The 18,295-nt window shown below is 63.9% G+C and carries 14 protein-coding genes; 9 read left to right on the top strand and 5 right to left on the bottom strand.

All coding sequences use genetic code 11. The annotated features are described in order from the left end of the window. From tcyN to ACLEJU_RS11980, 7 genes are all read left to right on the top strand, one after another. Nucleotides 1-759: an L-cystine ABC transporter ATP-binding protein TcyN gene (tcyN, locus tag ACLEJU_RS12010; protein WP_435424214.1), complete on the top strand. Its 759-nt coding sequence runs from the start codon at nt 1-3 to the stop codon at nt 757-759. Between the two features lie 236 nt (nt 760-995). Beyond that, on the top strand, nt 996-2,237 hold the full coding sequence (locus ACLEJU_RS12005) for an SfnB family sulfur acquisition oxidoreductase (RefSeq protein ID WP_435424215.1): 1,242 nt from the start codon (nt 996-998) through the stop codon (nt 2,235-2,237). A 135-nt stretch (nt 2,238-2,372) separates the two neighbouring features. Continuing rightward, nucleotides 2,373-3,554, top strand: a complete 1,182-nt coding sequence (locus tag ACLEJU_RS12000) for an SfnB family sulfur acquisition oxidoreductase (RefSeq protein ID WP_435425635.1) — start codon at nt 2,373-2,375, stop codon at nt 3,552-3,554. Continuing rightward, complete coding sequence (locus ACLEJU_RS11995; protein ID WP_435425636.1) at nt 3,554-4,945, top strand: LLM class flavin-dependent oxidoreductase; 1,392 nt, start codon at nt 3,554-3,556, stop codon at nt 4,943-4,945. Before ACLEJU_RS12000 ends, ACLEJU_RS11995 begins: the two co-directional genes overlap by 1 nt. Beyond that, nucleotides 4,938-5,738, top strand: a complete 801-nt coding sequence (locus ACLEJU_RS11990) for a MetQ/NlpA family ABC transporter substrate-binding protein (RefSeq protein WP_435425637.1) — start codon at nt 4,938-4,940, stop codon at nt 5,736-5,738. Before ACLEJU_RS11995 ends, ACLEJU_RS11990 begins: the two co-directional genes overlap by 8 nt. Before the next feature lies 1 nt (nt 5,739). Beyond that, the gene (locus ACLEJU_RS11985) at nt 5,740-6,849 is read left to right on the top strand and encodes a methionine ABC transporter ATP-binding protein (RefSeq protein WP_435425638.1); all 1,110 of its coding nucleotides are present in this window, start codon (nt 5,740-5,742) and stop codon (nt 6,847-6,849) included. After that, a complete protein-coding gene (locus ACLEJU_RS11980) occupies nt 6,839-7,483 on the top strand; it encodes a methionine ABC transporter permease (protein WP_079230410.1) in 645 nt (214 codons plus the stop codon). The genes ACLEJU_RS11985 and ACLEJU_RS11980 overlap by 11 nt, the downstream gene beginning before the upstream one ends. 116 nt (nt 7,484-7,599) lie before the next feature. Here the strand turns inward: ACLEJU_RS11980 and dibA are convergent, their stop codons facing one another. Further along, a complete protein-coding gene (dibA, locus tag ACLEJU_RS11975; protein WP_435425646.1) occupies nt 7,600-9,495 on the bottom strand; it encodes a phosphodiesterase DibA in 1,896 nt (631 codons plus the stop codon). Nucleotides 9,496-9,642: 147 nt separating this feature from the next. Here dibA and desA point away from each other — a divergent pair, with 147 nt between their 5' ends. Together desA and ACLEJU_RS11965 are read left to right on the top strand one after the other, a co-directional pair. Further along, nucleotides 9,643-10,824 (top strand): delta-9 fatty acid desaturase DesA, encoded by a 1,182-nt coding sequence (desA, locus tag ACLEJU_RS11970; RefSeq protein WP_435425647.1) that lies wholly within the window; start codon nt 9,643-9,645, stop codon nt 10,822-10,824. Between the two features lie 141 nt (nt 10,825-10,965). Further along, nucleotides 10,966-11,952: a GGDEF domain-containing protein gene (locus ACLEJU_RS11965; protein ID WP_435425648.1), complete on the top strand. Its 987-nt coding sequence runs from the start codon at nt 10,966-10,968 to the stop codon at nt 11,950-11,952. A 112-nt stretch (nt 11,953-12,064) separates the two neighbouring features. Here ACLEJU_RS11965 and ACLEJU_RS11960 read toward each other — a convergent pair whose 3' ends face one another. From ACLEJU_RS11960 to ACLEJU_RS11945, 4 genes are all read right to left on the bottom strand, one after another. Next, nucleotides 12,065-13,324: an HDOD domain-containing protein gene (locus ACLEJU_RS11960; protein ID WP_435424114.1), complete on the bottom strand. Its 1,260-nt coding sequence runs from the start codon at nt 13,322-13,324 to the stop codon at nt 12,065-12,067. Between the two features lie 137 nt (nt 13,325-13,461). After that, on the bottom strand, nt 13,462-14,739 hold the full coding sequence (gabT, locus tag ACLEJU_RS11955) for a 4-aminobutyrate--2-oxoglutarate transaminase (RefSeq protein WP_054887246.1): 1,278 nt from the start codon (nt 14,737-14,739) through the stop codon (nt 13,462-13,464). Between the two features lie 182 nt (nt 14,740-14,921). Further along, entirely contained in the window at nt 14,922-16,364 is a 1,443-nt protein-coding gene (gene gabD / locus ACLEJU_RS11950; RefSeq protein WP_435424115.1) for an NADP-dependent succinate-semialdehyde dehydrogenase, read from the bottom strand. Between the two features lie 254 nt (nt 16,365-16,618). Continuing rightward, a complete protein-coding gene (locus ACLEJU_RS11945) occupies nt 16,619-18,295 on the bottom strand; it encodes an aryl-sulfate sulfotransferase (protein WP_435424116.1) in 1,677 nt (558 codons plus the stop codon).

Genomic DNA, 18,295 nt, shown 5'->3' with positions numbered 1-18,295 from the left:
ATGATCGTCGCCAAAGGCCTGACCAAGCAGTTCAAGGGCCAGACTGTGCTCAACGGTATCGACCTGACCGTGCAACCCGGTGAAGTGGTGGCCATCATCGGCCCCAGCGGCTCGGGCAAGACCACCTTCCTGCGCTGCCTCAACCTGCTGGAAACCCCGGATGCCGGGCAGATCCAGATCGGTGACATCAGCATTGATGCCAACCGCCCGCTCGGCGGCCAGCAAAGTGCGATCCGCCGCCTGCGCCAGCAGGCTGGCTTCGTGTTCCAGAACTTCAACCTTTTCCCCCACCGCACCGCGCTGGAAAACGTCATCGAAGGCCCGGTGATCGTCAAGAAAACGCCTCGCGAACAGGCCATCGACCTGGGCCGACGGCTGCTGGCCAAGGTCGGCCTTGCGGGCAAGGAAGACGCCTACCCGCGGCGCCTTTCCGGCGGCCAGCAGCAGCGCGTGGCGATTGCCCGTGCGCTGGCCATGGAACCTGAAGTGATCCTGTTCGACGAACCCACCTCGGCCCTCGACCCGGAGCTAGTCGGCGAGGTGTTGGCGACCATCCGCGGCCTGGCCGAGGAGAAACGCACCATGATCATTGTTACCCACGAGATGAGTTTTGCCCGGGACGTGGCCAACCGGGTGATCTTCTTCGACAAGGGTGTGATCGTGGAACAGGGCGAGGCCAAGGCGCTGTTTGCCAATCCGAAGGAAGAGCGTACCCGCCAGTTCCTGCGCAAGTTCCTCGGTACCGCCGCCTCCGAGTAAATCCTCTGTGGCCTCATCGCAGATAAATCCGCTCCTACACGCTGCCCTGTAGGAGCGGATTTATCCGCGATGCCGTCGGCACGGCCACTGAAAGTCCTCTCTTCTATGTATATTCCAAAGAGTTAGTTCATAAACGCTTAATAAGCCTTTATGGTATATAAACCGGACCACCGGACCAGCAAATGTCTGTCGCCATCAGCTGAAGCGACGCATCCACTTTGTGAGGTTCGGTTCTGATGACCACCCAGCCAAATACCCCATTCCACAGCGACCTCGACAGCTCACCCCTGCTGCTGCCGGCCAAGGTCCTGCGCAACGACGCCGAAGCCCTGCAAGCTGCCCGCGAACTGGCCGAGAGCGCCCGTGAGCAGGCCGCCCGCCGTGACCAGCAACGCAAGCTGCCCTGGGCAGAAATCGAACAGTTCACCCGCAGCGGCCTGGGCAGCATCAGCGTACCCAAGGCCCATGGCGGCCCGGACGTCTCGTTTGAAACCGTCGCCGAGGTGTTCCGCCTGATCAGCGCCGCCGACCCGGCCCTGGGGCAGATCCCGCAGAACCAGTTCGGCATGCTGCAATTGCTGCGCCTGGCCGCTACCGAGGCCCAGCAGGCGCTGATCTTCCGCAGCGTGCTGGACGGCTGGCGCATCGGCAATGCCGGCCCCGAGCGCGGCACCAAGGACACCCTGACGCTCAAGACCAGGATCACCCGCAGCGGGGACGGCTATCGCATCAGCGGCGAGAAGTTCTATTCCACCGGCGCGTTGTTCGCCCACTGGGTGGCGGTCAAGGCGCTGGACGACGAAGGCCGCCAGCGCCTGGCCTTCGTCCGCCGCGGCAGCCCGGGGCTGCGCATCGTCGACGACTGGTCCGGCTTCGGCCAGCGCACCACTGCCAGTGGTACCGTGCTGCTCGACCAGGTACCGGTCGATGCAGAACTGGTCATCGACAACTGGCGCCAGTGCGATCTCCCCAATATCCAGGGCGCGGCCTCGCAGCTGGTTCAGGCGGCCATCGATGCCGGCATCGCCGAGGCCGCCCTCGACGACGCCATCACCTTCGTCCGCGAAAAATCCCGGCCATGGATCGAGGCCCAGGTCGAGCGCGCCAGCGATGACCCATACGTGATTGCCGACATCGGCCGCCTGAAGCTTGAGCTGCATGCCGCCGAGGCGCTGCTGCGCAAGGCCGCGCGCGTGCTCGACGAGGTCAATGCCGGGCCGATCGATGCCGCCGCCGCAGCGCGGGCGTCGATTGCCGTGGCCGAGGCCAAGGTGCTGACCACCGAGATCTCGCTGCAGGCCAGCGAGAAGCTGTTCGAGCTGGCGGGTAGCCGCGCCAGCCTGGCTGAGTTCAACCTCGACCGGCACTGGCGCAATGCCCGGGTGCACACCCTGCACGACCCGGTGCGCTGGAAGTACCACGCGATAGGCGCCTATCACCTCAACGGCACCCTGCCCGCCCGGCATTCCTGGATCTGACTTGAAGGCCTTGGGGCTGCTTTGCAGCCCTTTCGCGACACAAGGCCGCTCCTACAGGCGATCGCAGTTCCTTGTGGGAGCGGCCTTGTGTCGCGAAAGGGCCGCACAGCGGCCCCAATGGCCCCGGAGAACATCATGACAACATCCGTTATCACCAGCGACAGCCAAGCCCTGGCTACCGCCGAACATATCGCCCAGCAACTCAAACGCGACAGCGCCCTGCGCGACCGCGAACGCCGCCTGCCCCACGCCGAACTGCAGCTGTTCAGCCGCTCCGGCCTGTGGGCCATCAGCGTCCCCAAAACCTTCGGCGGCGCGGGCGTGTCCAACGTCACCCTGGCCCAGGTCATCGCTTGCATCGCCCAGGCTGACGCCTCCCTTGGCCAGATTCCGCAAAACCATTTCTACGCCCTCGAAGTACTGCGGGTAAACGGCAACCCCGAGCAGCAGCGGCGCCTCTACGCCGAAGTACTGGCCGGCCGCCGTTTCGGTAACGCCCTGGCCGAACTGGGCACGAAAACTGCCCACGACCGCACCACCCGCCTGACCCGCGACGGCGCCGGCTACCGCATCAACGGCCGCAAGTTCTATGCCACTGGCGCGCTGTACGCCCAGTGTATCCCGACCTCGGTGATCGACGACCAAGGCCGCCAACAGTTGGCCTTCGTCCCCGCCGACAGCCAGGGCCTGCAAGTGATCGACGACTGGAGCGGTTTTGGCCAGCGCACCACCGGCAGCGGCTCGGTCACCTTCGACAACGTCTGGGTCGATGCCGACGACCTGGTGCCGTTCCAGAGTGCCTTCGAACGCCCGACGCCGGTTGGCCCTCTGGCACAGATTCTCCACGCGGCCATCGACACCGGTATCGCCCGCGCCGCCCTGGACGATGCCCTGAACTTCGTGCGCACACGCAGCCGGCCATGGGTCGACTCCGGCCTGGACAAAGCCAGCGACGACCCGCTGACCCTGAAAAGCTTCGGCCAGCTGGTGAGCCGCCTGCATGCCGCTGAAGCGTTGCTTGAACGCGCCGGCGAGTTCCTTGACCGCGCCCAGGCCGACAGCAATGCCGACACCATTGCCGCTGCCTCCATCGCCGTTGCGGAAGCACGGGCCATCAGCACGGACGTCTCCCTCGCCGCCGGCACCACGCTGTTCGAGCTGGCCGGCAGCCAGGCCACCCTGGCCGAGCACAACCTCGACCGCCACTGGCGCAACGCCCGCGTGCACACCCTGCACGACCCGGTGCGCTGGAAGTACCACGCCATCGGCAACTACTACCTGAACAACGAAAACCCACCGCGTCGGGGGACCATCTGATGGCCAAGCAGATCCTGCTCAATGCCTTCAACATGAACTGCATCGGGCACATCAACCATGGCCTGTGGACCCACCCACGGGACACCTCGACCCAGTACAAGAGCCTGGAATACTGGACCGACCTGGCGCGCCTGCTGGAGCGGGGACTGTTCGACGGGCTGTTCATCGCCGACATCGTCGGCACCTACGACATCTACGGCAATTCCTTGGATGTGACCCTGAAAGAGTCGATCCAGCTGCCGGTCAACGACCCGCTGCTGCTGGTCTCGGCCATGGCCGCCGTTACCCGCCACCTGGGTTTCGGCCTCACCGCCAACCTCACCTACGAAGCGCCCTACCTGTTTGCCCGGCGCCTCTCCACCCTCGACCACCTGAGCAACGGCCGGGTCGGCTGGAACATCGTCACCGGTTACCTCGACAGCGCTGCCCGCGCCATGGGCCTGGAGCAACAGCCCGAGCACGACCGCCGCTACGACCAGGCCGACGAATACCTGCAGGTGCTCTACAAGCTGCTGGAGGGCAGCTGGGCCGATGACGCTGTGGTCAACGACCGCCAACGCCGGGTGTACGCCGAGCCAGGCAAGGTGCGCAAGATCCGCCACCAGGGCGAGTTCTACAAGGTCGAGGGCTACCACCTGTGCGAACCCTCGCCACAGCGCACGCCGGTACTGTTCCAGGCAGGCAGCTCGCCGCGCGGCCTGGCCTTCGCCGGCAACCATGCCGAGTGCGTGTTCATCAGTGGCCAGGACAAGGCCGCCACCCGCGCCCAGGTCGACAAGGTCCGCGCGGCTGCCCGGGCCGCCGGCCGCGATCCGCAGGCGGTGAAGGTGTTCATGGGTATCACCGTGATCGTCGCCCCCACCGGGCAGCAGGCCCAGGCCAAGCATGCCGAGTACCTGCAGCATGCCAGCGCGGAAGCCGGCGTGGCGCACTTCGCCGCCTCTACCGGCATCGACTTCGCCGCCTATGGGCTGGACGAGCCGATCGGCGCCAGCAAGGGCAACGCTATCCAGTCGGCCACCCGCCAGCTGCAGGAGAACGCCTGGACCCGCCGCCGCCTGCTGGAGCAGCACGCCCTTGGTGGGCGCTATGTAACCTTGGTCGGCGCGCCCGATCAGGTAGCTGAACAGCTGATCGCCTGGATCGACGAAACCGGCCTGGACGGCTTCAACCTGACCCGCACCGTCACCCCGGAAAGCTATGAGGACTTCATCGAGCTTGTGATCCCGCAACTGCAGCAACGTGGCCGCTACAAGACTGCCTACGCCGACGGCACCCTGCGCGAGAAGCTGTTTGCCAGCGACCACCCGCACCTGCCTGCCGACCACCCAGGTTCTACCTACCGCAACACCCCAACCCCTGCCCCGACTGGAGCCCTGCACCATGCTTGAGAAACTGTTCCGGCCCGTCGCGGCCATCGCCATCACCCTCGGCCTGTCCACCAGCGCCTCCGCTGCCGAACCGCTGAAGATCGGCACCACTGCGGCCTTCGCCATCCCCATGGAGGCGGCGGTGGAAGAAGCCCACAAGCAGGGCCTGGAGGTGAAGCTGATCGAGTTCAGCGACTGGATCGCGCCGAATGTCAGCCTCAACAGCGGCGACATCGACGTGAACTACTTCCAGCACATTCCCTTCCTGGAGAACGCCAAGGCTGCGGCCGGTTTCAACCTGGTGCCCTACGCCCCGGGCATCATCAACAACGTCGGCCTGTACTCGAAAAAGTACAAAAGCTTCGCCGACCTGCCCAAAGGCGCCAGCGTGGCCATCGCCAACGACCCGATCAACAGCGGCCGCGGCCTGCAGTTGCTGGCCAAGGCTGGCTTGATCACCCTCAAGCCGGGGGTAGGCTACAAGGCCACCGAAGACGATATCGTCGCCAACCCGAAGCAGCTGAAGATCCTTCAGGTCGAAGCCGTGCAACTGGTGCGTGCCTACGATGACGCCGACCTGGTCCAGGGCTACCCGGCCTACATCCGCCTGGCCAACAGCTTCGATGCCACTTCGGCATTGCTGTTCGATGGCCTGGAAAACAAGGAGTACGTGATCCAGTTCGTCATCCGCCCGCAGAGCAAGGACGACCCGCGCCTGGCCAGGTTCGTCGACATCTACCAGCACTCGCCTGCCGTGCGTTCGGCCTTGAACAAGGCCCATGGCAGCCTGTACCAGGCCGGTTGGGAGGGCTGACATGAGCCAGGCCAGCGCGCTCCGGGCGCCCACTGCACAACCATCTCCGACTACGGCCAGGGAGCAGGCCCTGCGCCCGGAGGTCAACGAAGCCCACGTGCGCTTCATCGGCCTCGGCAAGACTTACCCTGGCCAGCAGCAACCCGCGCTGCACGGCATCGACCTGAATATCCGCCGTGGCGAGATCTTCGGCATCATCGGCCGCAGTGGTGCGGGCAAGTCGTCGCTGCTGCGCACCATCAACCGCCTCGAGCAGCCGAGCCAGGGCCGTGTACTGATCGACCAGGTGGATATCGCCCCCTTTGACGAGGATCGCCTGGTAGCTCTGCGCCGACGCATCGGCATGATCTTCCAGCACTTCAACCTGATGTCGGCCAAGACCGTGTGGCAGAACGTCGAGCTGCCGCTGAAGGTGGCCGGGGTGGCCAAGGCCGAGCGCCAGCGCAAGGTCCGCGAGCTGCTGGAGCTGGTGGGTTTGCAGGAGAAACATCACGTCTATCCGGCGCAGCTGTCCGGCGGGCAGAAGCAGCGGGTCGGCATCGCCCGGGCGCTGGTGCATGACCCGGAAATCCTGCTGTGCGACGAAGCCACCTCGGCGCTGGACCCCGAGACCACCGCGTCGATCCTCGAGCTGCTGCGAGACATCAACCAGCGCCTGGGGCTGACCGTGGTGCTGATCACCCACGAGATGGCAGTGATCCGCGACATCTGTCACCGCGTTGTGGTGCTGGAGCGTGGCGCGATCGTCGAGCAGGGCGAGGTCTGGCGCGTGTTCGGCAACCCACGCCATGAGGTTACCCGCACCCTGCTGGCACCTTTGCAGACCAAGCTGCCCGCGGCTTTGCAGGCAAACCTGCGCGCCAGGCCGGTGGGCCGTGACAGCGCATTGGTGCTCAAACTCACCCTGCTCGGCGAGCCAGCGCTGTCCGACCTGTTTGCCGAACTGGGCGGGCGCGTGCGGCTGCTGCAGGGTGGCGTGGAGACCATCGGCGAACATGCCCTCGGGCAGTTGATCCTGTCGATTCAGGGCTCGTCCCATGACACGCATCAATTGCTCGAACGCGCCCGCCGCTGGGCCGAAGACGTCGAGGTACTGGGCCATGTGGTTTGATCGCTTGCTCGAAGGCCTGCTCGACACCTTGCTGATGGTGGGGGTGTCCTCCCTGGTCGCGCTGCTGGTAGGCGTGCCGATGGCGGTACTGCTGGTCACCAGCGACAAGGGTGGCATCTTCGAGGCACCGTTGCTGAACCGGGTGCTGGGCGCCTTCGTCAACCTGTTCCGCTCGATCCCGTTCCTGATCCTGATGGTCGCGCTGATCCCCTTCACCCGGCTGGTGGTGGGCACCACCTACGGTGTGTGGGCCGCCGTAGTGCCACTGACCATCGCCGCGACGCCGTTCTTCGCACGGATTGCCGAGGTGAGCCTGCGCGAGGTCGACCATGGCCTGGTGGAGGCGGCGCAGGCCATGGGCTGCCGACGTTGGCACATCGTCTGGCATGTGCTCTTGCCAGAAGCACTGCCGGGGATCGTAGGCGGGTTCACCATTACCCTGGTGACGCTGATCAACTCGTCAGCCATGGCCGGGGCGATTGGTGCGGGTGGGCTGGGGGATATTGCCTATCGGTATGGCTATCAGCGCTTCGACAGCCAGATCATGTTGACCGTGATTGCCATGCTGGTGGCCTTGGTGGCGTTGATCCAGCTGGGTGGGGACCGGTTGGCGAAAGGCTTGAACAAGCGTTGAAGGCCTGGGGCCGCTTTGCGGCCCTTTCGCGACACAAGGCCGCTCCTACAGACGACCGCGATCCCTGTAGGAGCGGCCTTGTGTCGCGAAAGGGCTGCAAAGCAGCCCCGGCAATTTCAGCCCCAATGCAGGTCTGCAGCCGGCACCGGCCGCCCGAACCAGTACCCCTGCCCCAGCTGGCACTGCTGCTCCAGCAGGAACCGCGCCTGCTCCGCCTGTTCGATCCCCTCGGCATGCACCTGCATGCCCATGCTCCGTGCCAGCGCGACAATTACCCGTACGATGGCGATGTCATCGTCATCTTGCGGCAAGCCGGCCACGAAGCCTTGGTCGATCTTCAGTTTCTGCACCGGCAAGCGCTTGAGCCGAAGCAACGACGAGTACCCCGTGCCGAAATCATCGATGGCCAGGTTCAGCCCCAGTTCGCGCAAGCGGTGCAGCTGCTCCAGCGCCACCTCCGGGTCTTCCATGACCGCACTCTCGGTCACTTCCAGCTCCAGGAGCGTCGGGTCCAACCCTGTCTGATGCAGCACGTCGGCCACCTGCCGGTACAACTCGCGCTGGCCGAACAAGCGACTGGAAATATTCACGGCAACGAACGCCAGCATGCGCCCCTCCTCCCGCCACTTGACCATCTGCCGGCAGGCTTCACGCAACACCCAGGCATCGATCTCGGCAATCAGACCGGTGCGCTCGGCGATGGGGATGAAGTCGCCCGGCGGCACCAAGCCTCGCTGCGGGTGCTGCCAGCGGACCAATGCCTCTACCCCGACCATTTTCGCCGTGGCCAGGTCATGCACCGGCTGGAAGAACGCCCGCAGCTCATCCTGGGCCAGCGCCCGGCGCAGCTCGCCCGCGGTTTCCACCCGGTGCTGGGCGTGGGCGGTCAGCTCCTCAGTGTACAGCGCATAGCAGGCACGGCCATTGCCCTTGGCCTTGAACAGCGCCGAGTCAGCATTGCGCAAGAGTTGCTCGGCGCTCAGGGCGTCATTGGGGAACAGGCTGATACCCACGCTGGCACTGATGAACAGCCGGTGGCCATCGAACTCGAAGGGCTCACGCATGCGCTCGATGATGCCCTGCGCCAGCTTGCCGGCCTGGCCAACCTGCTGGCAGTTCTCGGCCAGCACACCAAACTCGTCCCCGCCCAGGCGTGCCAGGGTCACGTTGCTGCCCACGGTTGCCCGCAAGCGTTCGCCAACCAGCTTGAGCAACTGGTCGCCGATGGTATGGCCAAGGCCGTCGTTGATGCTCTGAAAATGATCCAGATCGAGCAACAGCAAGGCGCAGCCGCGCTTGTTGGCCTGTGCCGACGCCAGCGCCTGCTCAGCACGATCGTTGAACAGCAGGCGGTTGGGCAAGCCGGTCAGCGGGTCATGGTGCGCCAGGTAGGCAAGTTCCTGCTCGGAGTGCTTGATCGCACTGATGTCACTGAACACCGCCACGTAATGGCTCAATTCGCCGCTGTCGTCGTAGATAGCGCAGATCGTCTGCCATTGTGGGTAGATTTCACCGCTTTTACGGCGGTTCCAGATCTCGCCGCTCCATTCACCCTTTTCGGCCAGGGCCGCAAAGATCTGCTGGTAGAACGGCGCACCGTGGCGGCCCGACTTGAACTTGCTGGGGCGATGGCCCAGCACCTCATCCTGCTGGTAGCCGGTGATGCGCATGAATGCGCGATTGACATGCACGATCAGGCCTTGGCGGTCTGTGACCAACACCCCTTCCAGGGTGCTGTCGAACACCGCCGCAGCCATGCGCAGGCGCTCGCGGTCCTCGCTGCGCAGGCGCGCGCCGATACCGATGAAGTTGAGCAGGCGGGCACGGGACACGAAGATCAGCAAGGCGCTGACCAGTACCCACACCACCACGTTGATCTGCCGGCCCACGGTCAGTGCCAGGGGGTCGTCAGACATACTGTGCAGGACCACCTCGGCCAGCACCAGCCAGAGGAACGAGAGCACCACATACAGCGCGGCCATGCGCAAGGCGTCGCGAACGGAAACAGACATGTCGGGGGGGAAAGCCCATGAAAAAGGATGGGGCATTATAAAGGCTGAAACATGCCGTGACTTCCTATCTGAAAGGGTGACTGGTTTTATTTCCCCGCCAAGGGATAATCACCCCTTTCCCCTGCATTCCCGAGGGCTTCTACACCTATGTGGTACAACGGTCTGCTCGACTTGTCGGCCTGGCAACTGGTTGGCGTCACCCTGCTGATGACCCACGTGACCATCGTCAGCGTCACCATCTACCTGCATCGCTACTCCGCCCATCGCGCCCTGGAGCTCAATGGCGCGCTCAAGCACTTCTTCCGTTTCTGGCTGTGGCTGACCACGGCACAGAACACCCGCGAATGGACGGCCGTGCACCGCAAGCACCACGCCAAGTGCGAAACTCCGGACGACCCGCACAGCCCGGTGTACAAGGGCCTGGGTACGGTGCTGCGCAAAGGCGCCGAGCTCTACCGCGAAGAGGCGCGCAACCCCGAAACCCTGCGCATCTACGGCAAGAACTGCCCGGAAGACTGGATCGAGCGCAACCTCTACTCACGCTACAAGCTCGGCGGCATCGTGCTGATGGCAGTCATCGACCTGCTGCTGTTCGGCACCATTGGCATCACCATCTGGGCGGTGCAGATGATGTGGATTCCGTTCTGGGCCGCCGGCGTGGTCAACGGCCTGGGCCATGCGGTCGGCTACCGCAATTTCGAATGCCGCGACGCTGCCACCAACCTGGTGCCGTGGGGTATCGTCATCGGTGGTGAAGAGCTGCACAACAACCACCACACCTACCCCAATTCGGCCAAGCTGTCGGTCAAGCGCTGGGAGTTCGACATGGGCTGGGCGTGGATCCGCCTGTTATGCCTCCTGCGCCTGGCCAAGGTGCAGCGTGTGGCGCCCATCGCCCACCGCGTCGAGGGCAAGGCCAGCCTGGACATGGACACTGCCATGGCCATCCTCAACAACCGTTTCCAGATCATGGCCCAGTACCGCAAGCTGGTGATCGGCCCGCTGGTCAAGCAGGAACTGGCCAAGGTCGATGAGTCGGTACGCCACCGCTTCCGCCGTGCCAAGCGCCTGCTGTCGCGTGAAACCAGCCTGCTGGAAGAGCGCCACCACGTACGCATAGAGAGCCTGCTTGCCCAAAGCCAGGCACTGAAGACCATCTACGAGAAGCGCCTGGCCCTGCAACAGATCTGGGTTCGCACCAGCGCCAACGGCCACGATATGCTGGCCGCCATGAAGGACTGGGTACACGAGGCCGAGGCCAGCGGCATCCATGCCCTACGCGACTTCGCAGCACAGCTGAAAACCTACTCCCTGCGCCCCACCGCCTGATAGCCGCTGATCGGCACGCCCTGCAGCGGGGCGTGCCTGCTGGAACTTCCCCCCTGAAAATCCACTCAAACCCGTCACATCGCCCGCGTGGCGGGCCGGTTTGTGGCCGCGCGCCTCATCAATGAGAACTGCTCCGTGCTCATGGCCAAGAACCTTCCTCCACCATTGTCAGGTACACCGCCACCCGAAGCTGCGCAAACCTTGCTGGCCCTGCTCCACGCCCAGGGCGAAGTCGCCCGCCTGAGTGAACGCGAACAGCTCTACAGCTCGTTGCTCGACAGCGTCAACGCCGTGCTCTGGGCCTTCGACTGGGAAACCCGCCAGGTGCTCTACGTCAGCCCCGCCTACGAACGCATCTTCGGTCGCCCGGCCAGCCTGGTGATGGCCGACTACAACGAATGGCGCGACAGCATCTACCCCGACGACCTCGAATTCGCCGAACGCAGCCTGGCCCAGGTGCTGCTCAAGGGCGCAGTGGAAGACCGCGAATACCGCATCCTCAACGCCAGCGGCCAGGTGCGTTGGCTCAGCGACAAGTGTTACATCAACCAGCAGAATGACGGCGACCGGGTAATCATCGTCGGCATCGCCGAAGACATCACCGAAAAGAAGCAGCTCGAGGGTGAGCTGCAGCGCCTGGCCACCACCGACGTACTGACCCAGAGCAGCAACCGCCGGCACTTCTTCGAGTGCGCCCAGCAGGCCTTCGACAGCGCCCGTGAAGACGGCACGCCATTGGCCTTCCTGCTGCTGGACATCGACGACTTCAAGCGCATCAACGACAGCTACGGGCACCAGGAAGGCGACCAGGTGCTGCAGCGCATCGCCGACAGCGGCAAGGCCGTGCTACGCCGTGGCGACTTGTTCGGGCGAATCGGCGGGGAGGAATTCGCGGCGGTATTTCCGGGCTGCAACGCGCAGGTGGCCGAGCAGATTGCCGATCGGTTGCAGCGGGAGATTCAGCGGCTGGGCTTCAGCCACGGCGATGAGGCGTACAGCGTTACGGTGAGCCAGGGGCTGACCGGGCTGACGGATGAGGACGAGTCGCTGGACAGCTTGTTCGCACGTGCCGATGCGGCGATGTACCGGGCCAAGCGGCAGGGCAAGAACCAGATAGTCCGAGGCTGACTGGGGCCGCTCCGCGCCCCTTTCGCGACACAAGGCCGCTCCTACAGAAGATCACGCAGTCCTGTAGGAGCGGCCTTGTGTCGCGAAAGGGCCGCAAAGCGGCCCCAGGATCTCAAGTCGATGCAGGCTCTTCGGAAGCTGGCGGTGTCTCCTGTTCCTTGGCCTCTGGATTATCCACCTTGCGCAACCGGCTCAGCTCCGGCAGCCCAACTTTCAGCAAGCGCGCAGTCTTGTTGTTGGCGATCTTCTCCAGCCCCTGATCCGCCGGCAGGCGCGCCAGCTGCCCGGCCAGGTTCAATGCCAGGATCTCCCGCGAATACACCCCGCCCCCCAGCTGGTAGATCGCCGCAATAAGCTCGCGCAGGCTCAGCGGCAAACGCCAACGGGTACGCAACGCCGAGCCGAACGCTGCGCCAAATTCATTGAGCGACAGCTGCACTCGGTCCTCGTCCAGCTCGCCACCGGCCAGACGCCACTCCTGCAGGCAGCGCAGCACCGCCAGGTCGCCCAGGCAATGCAACAAGCCGGCGCAATAGCAGCGCTCCTGATCCAGTTCGAGCATGCGTGCCAGCGTGCGGGCGTATTCAGCCGTGTGCAGCGAAAGATTCCAGTAGCGCGTGGCATGTTGCGTCAGCAGCGGGTCGCTCAGCCGTGCACTGCGCTTGAGGGTGAGGCCGAGAATCAGGTTCATGCTCTGGGTGCTGCCGAGCTTGTTCAGCGCCTGCATCAGCGTTTGCACAGGTGCGTCACGGTGCAGGCTGGCACTGTTGGCAGCGGCGATGAGCACTGCCGTGATCTGTGGATCCTCGCGCACTTCCTCTTCAAGCACCTTGAGGTTCAGGCCCTGCGGGTTGAGTGCGCGCTTGATCGCCACCTGCACATCGGCGAACAGCGGCCCACCGTCGGCGGTTGCGCGGCGTTGCTCGAGGTAGGCCGGCAGGTTGGCGCCAGGCTGCAACGGCGGCACCGGGCAGGCGATCTGCTCGCCCACGGCCAGCAGCAGTTCTTCCAGGCTCTTGCGCAGCTTGTCCAGGTTCAGCGGTTTGCTCAGGTAAGCGGTAGGGTGCAGCGGCAGTGCTTCGCGCACGCTGGCGCTATCGCTGCGGTCGCTCATGAGAATGAACGGCAGCCCCGGGCCTTTGGCGCGCACCTTGCGCAGCAGGTCGAGGCCATCGAGCCCCGCCAGTTCACGGGCAGCGATGATCAGGTCAGGTTTGCTGGCCAGCGCCGTGAGCGCCTGCGAGCCATCGGCGCAGACTTGCAAGCGGGCGTCGCAACGCACGCTGAGCAGCATTTCGCTCAGCATTTCGCGTACCCAAGGATCGCCTTCGGCGATCAATACGCAAGGTGGGGTGGGGTCTGCAGCACTCATGGCCAACTCCTGGTTATCCCTGACACACAGTCCTTCGCAGCTTCCAAGGCGAATCCTTTCACCACCATAGCTTCACCCGGCTTTTCTGGGCACAAAAAAAACCCGCCTAGGCGGGTTTTTTTATGAAGCGCGTCACATCAGGCGAGTTCAGCGAAGCACTCTTCGATGATGGCCAGGCCTTTGTCCAGCAGCGCGTCTTCGGCGGTCAGCGGAACCAGGATACGCAGGACGTTGCCGTAGGTGCCGCAAGACAGCAGGATCAGACCCTTGTCGCGTGCCTTGGCCACAACCTGGGCAACGGCAGCAGCGTTCGGGGTGTGGGTACCTTTTTCGAAGACTTCCACAGCGATCATCGAGCCCAGACCACGGACGTCGCCGATGATCGGGTGCTTTTCCTGGATCTTGCGCAGGCCAGTGGTCAGGTGCTCACCAACAGCCTTGCTGCGGTCCAGCAGCTTCTCTTCCTCGAACACCTGGATAACGGCCAGGGCCGCGGCACAGGCGATCGGCGAACCGGCGTAGGTGCCGCCCAGGCCGCCTGGAGCGATAGCGTCCATGATCTCGGCCTTGCCGCACACACCGGCCAGCGGGAAGCCGCCAGCGATGGACTTGGCGAAGGTGGTCAGGTCAGGCGCAACGCCCATCTGCTCCATGGCGAAGAAGGTGCCGGTACGGCCAGCGCCGGTCTGCACTTCGTCGGCGATCAGCAGGATGCCGTGCTTGTCGCACAGCTCGCGCAGGCGCTTCATCAGCTCTTTCGGCGCTGGCAGGAAGCCGCCTTCGCCTTGTACTGGCTCGAGGATGATTGCAGCGATGTCGCGTGGCTCGGCGTCGTTCTTGAAGATGCGCTCGACCGAAGCGATGGCGTCGTCAACGCTGACACCGTGCAGTTCGCTCGGGAACAGGGCGCGGAAGATGCCGCCTGGCATCAGGCCCATGCCAGCGGAGTACGGCACGACCTTGCCGGTCAGGCCCAAGGTCATCATGGTACGGCCGTGGTAACCGCCGGTGAAGGCGATCACGCCAGCGCGGCCAGTGGCGGCACGGGCGATCTTGACGGCGTTTTCAACGGCTTCGGAGCCGGTGGAAACCAGCAGGGTCTTCTTGTCGAAGTCACCTGGGACCAGCTTGTTGATCTTTTCGCACAGCTCGACATAAGGCTCATAGGCCAGCACCTGGAAGCAGGTGTGGCTGACCTTGGTCAGCTGCTCTTGCACGGCTGCAACCACTTTCGGGTGCAGGTGGCCGGTGTTCAGTACTGCGATGCCGCCGGCGAAGTCGATCAGTTCGCGGCCTTCAACGTCGATCACGGTCGAGTTCTTCGCGGATTCGACGAAGATCGGGTGGATCTGGCCAACGCCACGTGGGACGGCAGCTACACGACGTTGCATCAAGGATTCATTGGTCTTGCTCATAATGCCCTCATTTGCGCCGATCAGCGGCGCTTTTATTCGGGGGTGGCTGGGTGTGCTCGCGAACAGTATTCGTTGATCGACTGCCGTAAACGCCCTGGCCACCAGGTACTGCGATGTCAAAAAGGCCAGCGAGACGTCGCTCTCGCGCCCCGCTGGCAGAGGTAAAACCTTTTACCCGGCGATCAGACGCTGATGCACAGGTATTTGATTTCGAGGTAGTCCTCGATACCGTATTTGGAACCTTCGCGGCCCAGGCCCGAAGCCTTGATGCCACCGAATGGCGCGACTTCGTTGGAGATCAGGCCGGTGTTGATACCCACCATGCCGTATTCCAGGGCCTCGGCGACACGGAACACACGGCTCATGTCACGAGCGTAGAAGTACGAGGCCAGGCCGAACTCGGTGTCGTTGGACATGGCGATGACTTCGGCTTCGTCTTTGAAGCGGAAAAGCGGCGCCAGTGGGCCGAAGGTCTCTTCCTTAGCGACGGCAGCGGTTTTCGGCACGTCGACCAGGATGGTCGGCTCGAAGAAGTTGCCTTCGATCAGCTTGCCACCGGACAGCACCTTGGCGCCTTTGCCGACGGCGTCTTCGATGTGTTCCTGGACCTTGGCGACAGCCTTGCCGTCGATCAGCGGGCCAGTGGTGGTGCCTTCTTCCAGGCCGTTACCGATCTTCAGCTTGGCGACAGCAGCGGCCAGCTTCTGGGCGAACGCGTCGTAGACGCCGTCCTGCACGTAGATACGGTTGGCGCAGACGCATGTCTGGCCGTTGTTGCGGTACTTGGAGATGATCGCGCCCTCGACTGCCTTGTCCAGGTCGGCGTCGTCGAACACGATGAACGGAGCGTTGCCGCCCAGCTCCAGGGAAACCTTCTTGATGTCCTTGGCGCATTCTTGCATCAGCTGGCGACCGATTTCGGTCGAGCCGGTGAAGGACAGCTTGCGTACCAGGGAGTTGCCGGTCAGCTCGCCGCCGACTTCGCCAGCGCTACCGGTAACGACGCTCAGCACGCCAGCCGGGATGCCGGCACGGTTGGCCAGCTCGACCAGGGCCAGGGCGGAGTACGGGGTCTGCGACGCAGGCTTGAGCACCATGGTGCAGCCAGCGGCCAGGGCCGGGCCGGCTTTACGGGTGATCATGGCGGCCGGGAAGTTCCACGGGGTGATGGCCGCGGTAACGCCGATCGGCTGCTTGATGACGATCAGGCGCTTGTCTGGCTGGTGGCCCGGGATGGTGTCGCCGTAGACGCGCTTGGCTTCTTCGGCGAACCACTCGATGAACGAGGCGGCGTAGGCGATTTCGCCCTTGGCTTCGGCCAGCGGCTTGCCTTGTTCGGTGGTCATCAGGCGAGCCAGGTCGTCCTGGTTCTCGATCATCAGTTCGAACCAGCGACGCAGCTTGGCCGAACGCTCCTTGGCGGTCAGTGCACGCCAGGCCGGCAGGGCCTTGTCGGCGGCTTCGATGGCGCGGCGGGTTTCCGCAGTGCCCATCTTCGGCACGGTACCGATGACTTCACCAGTGGCCGGGTTGGTCACTTTGATGGTCTGGCCGCTGTCCGCATCCAGCCACTCACCGTTGATGAAGGCTTGCTGGCGGAACAACTGAGCGTCTTTGAGCTGCATGTCGGCTTCCCGAATTGTTGATTGTTTGAAAAGCGCCCAAGGCAGGGCATCGAGCGTTTGAAATCTCAAACGAATGCTAAGCGGCTGCTGGGGTGTTGGACAATAGCCTGTTCGAAAAAAAGAACGAATGGTTGAACAGCCCGGCGGAAATTTCACAATTTTGTGCTGTGCCCGCGAAAGGGCCAGTACAGGTTAGACGAACGAGCTGAAGGAAATGTGATGGGAGGACCGGCGGCCCTCCCGGAGGGAATGAATCAGAACGCCTTGGCCAGGTCGATCACCAGGGCGCGGTAGCCAACGGAACCCGGCTGGCGGCTGTGTACCTTGAGTTCCACCAGTACTTCCTGGGTCCCTCGACGTACCTCATTAAGCACCGTGGTGGTCAGCTTCGCGGGTGTGAGGAAGTTGACCGAAGCCGAATAGATGAACTGGGTATCGGTCTCTGGCCGGTAGGCCACTACCGAGGTCACCGGGCTGTACCATTCGTCGCCACGCGCCTTGCCGTACTCCCACACCTGTTCGACCGTGCCGTTGGTTTCGTCGATCTTGTACTCCACCGCCCGGCTGTAGTTGCCACTGAGCCTTGTCGGTGCAAAGTCGCGCCCCCAGCCGTTATCGAACACGGTCAGTGTGCCTTTGCCGGTCAGCCAGGCGGTGTGCTGGGTCCAGGACCAGTCAAAGCCTTCGCTTGCGACCGGTGTCAGCACCTTTTCGCGCAGGTGCTGGGGCCAGCCTTGCGGTGAAGCGAGAATCCACTTCACCTGCTTGTCACGGCCGATCTTCGCCACACCCTGATGACGAGCTGAAACGATAATGCTGTCGTCATCGGCGTCGTAGTCAATGGCATTGACGTGTGCCCAGTTGCGCCCGGTGCCCACGCCCGGGGTATCACCGAACGGCAAGTCGCCTTCTGCCAGTTCGTTGGCTAGCCGATCATCCTGCTTCTGTACACCTGCAGGCAGTTGAATCGCCGCCTTGCCCAGGGTTTCCAGCAAGTCGCCACGATAGGGATCGAGAATCTGGTTCAGGTCCCAGAAGTCCAGCACATCCCCTGCCTCGCTGACCTCGATGATGTGGTCACGGATCGAGCGCACCCGCTTGCCATCCGGGCGACGATAATCGCTGGTGCCGACGCGCAGCAGGTAGGTGCCATTGACGGTTTCGCGGATCTCGTGGGAGAAGTCGGCGAACTTGTCCGGCAAATTGCGCTGCCAGATGCGCCGGCCGAGCAGGTCGAACTTGGAGTAGGTCTGGCCCTGCCCCCAGATCAGCTTGCCGTCGCGGGTCTGCTGGAAGCCCATGGTCCCGCCCAGGCCGTCGCGGCGGTTGGAATCGTGGATCTGCTCGATGTCCAGATACCAACGCACGTCGCCGTTGCTGTCAGCGATCCAGTTGTTGCCGACCTGGTCCCACTCGGCGGCACCGCCCAGGCCGTTCCACTTGAAGGCACGGCCACCGGGGATGTCACCTTGCAGGTGGTTGAACAGGTACAGGCGCTGCTCGAAACCTGGCGCCACCTTGACCGGCTCCACTTCCGGCAGCGCGGCGGTCTGTTTCGCCACCACCGGCAGGCGCACGGCCGGCCCGTAGATCTGGTACTGCTCGCGGATGCGCTCGCCGTCGAGCTTGTAGGTCACTTCCACTTGGTTGACGTGATCCGGGTACAGGCCGAATACAGGGATGCCGCCATAGGTCCACAGCGAGCGATCCGACACCTCATAGGCGATGTCGACACCGCGTTCGCCGCGGCCGCGCACCCGCACATGGGCGGCGCTCAGGCTACGCCCACCGTCGCGGATGATCGCGGTCAGCGGCGCCAGGCGGTAGGGGTTGACCACCACGTCGCCGAGCAGCGCGTCGCCGCGCTCGGGCACCTTGGCAGTGAGGCAGGCGCCTTCGGGCAGTACTGGGCTTTCAGTCTTGGCATTCAT

The organism is Pseudomonas sp. SMN11, from assembly GCF_052041945.1.
In the GTDB taxonomy this organism is placed as follows: domain Bacteria; phylum Pseudomonadota; class Gammaproteobacteria; order Pseudomonadales; family Pseudomonadaceae; genus Aquipseudomonas.
This window is presented reverse-complemented; position numbering and strand designations above follow the sequence as displayed.

What these genes read in the sequence shown, in the direction of transcription:
- tcyN (WP_435424214.1), top strand. Translation starts at nt 1, where the DNA reads ATGATCGTCGCCAAAGGCCTGACCAAGCAGTTCAAGGGCCAGACTGTG.
- ACLEJU_RS12005 (WP_435424215.1), top strand. Translation starts at nt 996, where the DNA reads ATGACCACCCAGCCAAATACCCCATTCCACAGCGACCTCGACAGCTCA.
- ACLEJU_RS12000 (WP_435425635.1), top strand. Translation starts at nt 2,373, where the DNA reads ATGACAACATCCGTTATCACCAGCGACAGCCAAGCCCTGGCTACCGCC.
- ACLEJU_RS11995 (WP_435425636.1), top strand. Translation starts at nt 3,554, where the DNA reads ATGGCCAAGCAGATCCTGCTCAATGCCTTCAACATGAACTGCATCGGG.
- ACLEJU_RS11990 (WP_435425637.1), top strand. Translation starts at nt 4,938, where the DNA reads ATGCTTGAGAAACTGTTCCGGCCCGTCGCGGCCATCGCCATCACCCTC.
- ACLEJU_RS11985 (WP_435425638.1), top strand. Translation starts at nt 5,740, where the DNA reads ATGAGCCAGGCCAGCGCGCTCCGGGCGCCCACTGCACAACCATCTCCG.
- ACLEJU_RS11980 (WP_079230410.1), top strand. Translation starts at nt 6,839, where the DNA reads ATGTGGTTTGATCGCTTGCTCGAAGGCCTGCTCGACACCTTGCTGATG.
- dibA (WP_435425646.1), bottom strand. Translation starts at nt 9,495, where the DNA reads ATGTCTGTTTCCGTTCGCGACGCCTTGCGCATGGCCGCGCTGTATGTG.
- desA (WP_435425647.1), top strand. Translation starts at nt 9,643, where the DNA reads ATGTGGTACAACGGTCTGCTCGACTTGTCGGCCTGGCAACTGGTTGGC.
- ACLEJU_RS11965 (WP_435425648.1), top strand. Translation starts at nt 10,966, where the DNA reads ATGGCCAAGAACCTTCCTCCACCATTGTCAGGTACACCGCCACCCGAA.
- ACLEJU_RS11960 (WP_435424114.1), bottom strand. Translation starts at nt 13,324, where the DNA reads ATGAGTGCTGCAGACCCCACCCCACCTTGCGTATTGATCGCCGAAGGC.
- gabT (WP_054887246.1), bottom strand. Translation starts at nt 14,739, where the DNA reads ATGAGCAAGACCAATGAATCCTTGATGCAACGTCGTGTAGCTGCCGTC.
- gabD (WP_435424115.1), bottom strand. Translation starts at nt 16,364, where the DNA reads ATGCAGCTCAAAGACGCTCAGTTGTTCCGCCAGCAAGCCTTCATCAAC.
- ACLEJU_RS11945 (WP_435424116.1), bottom strand. Translation starts at nt 18,295, where the DNA reads ATGAATGCCAAGACTGAAAGCCCAGTACTGCCCGAAGGCGCCTGCCTC.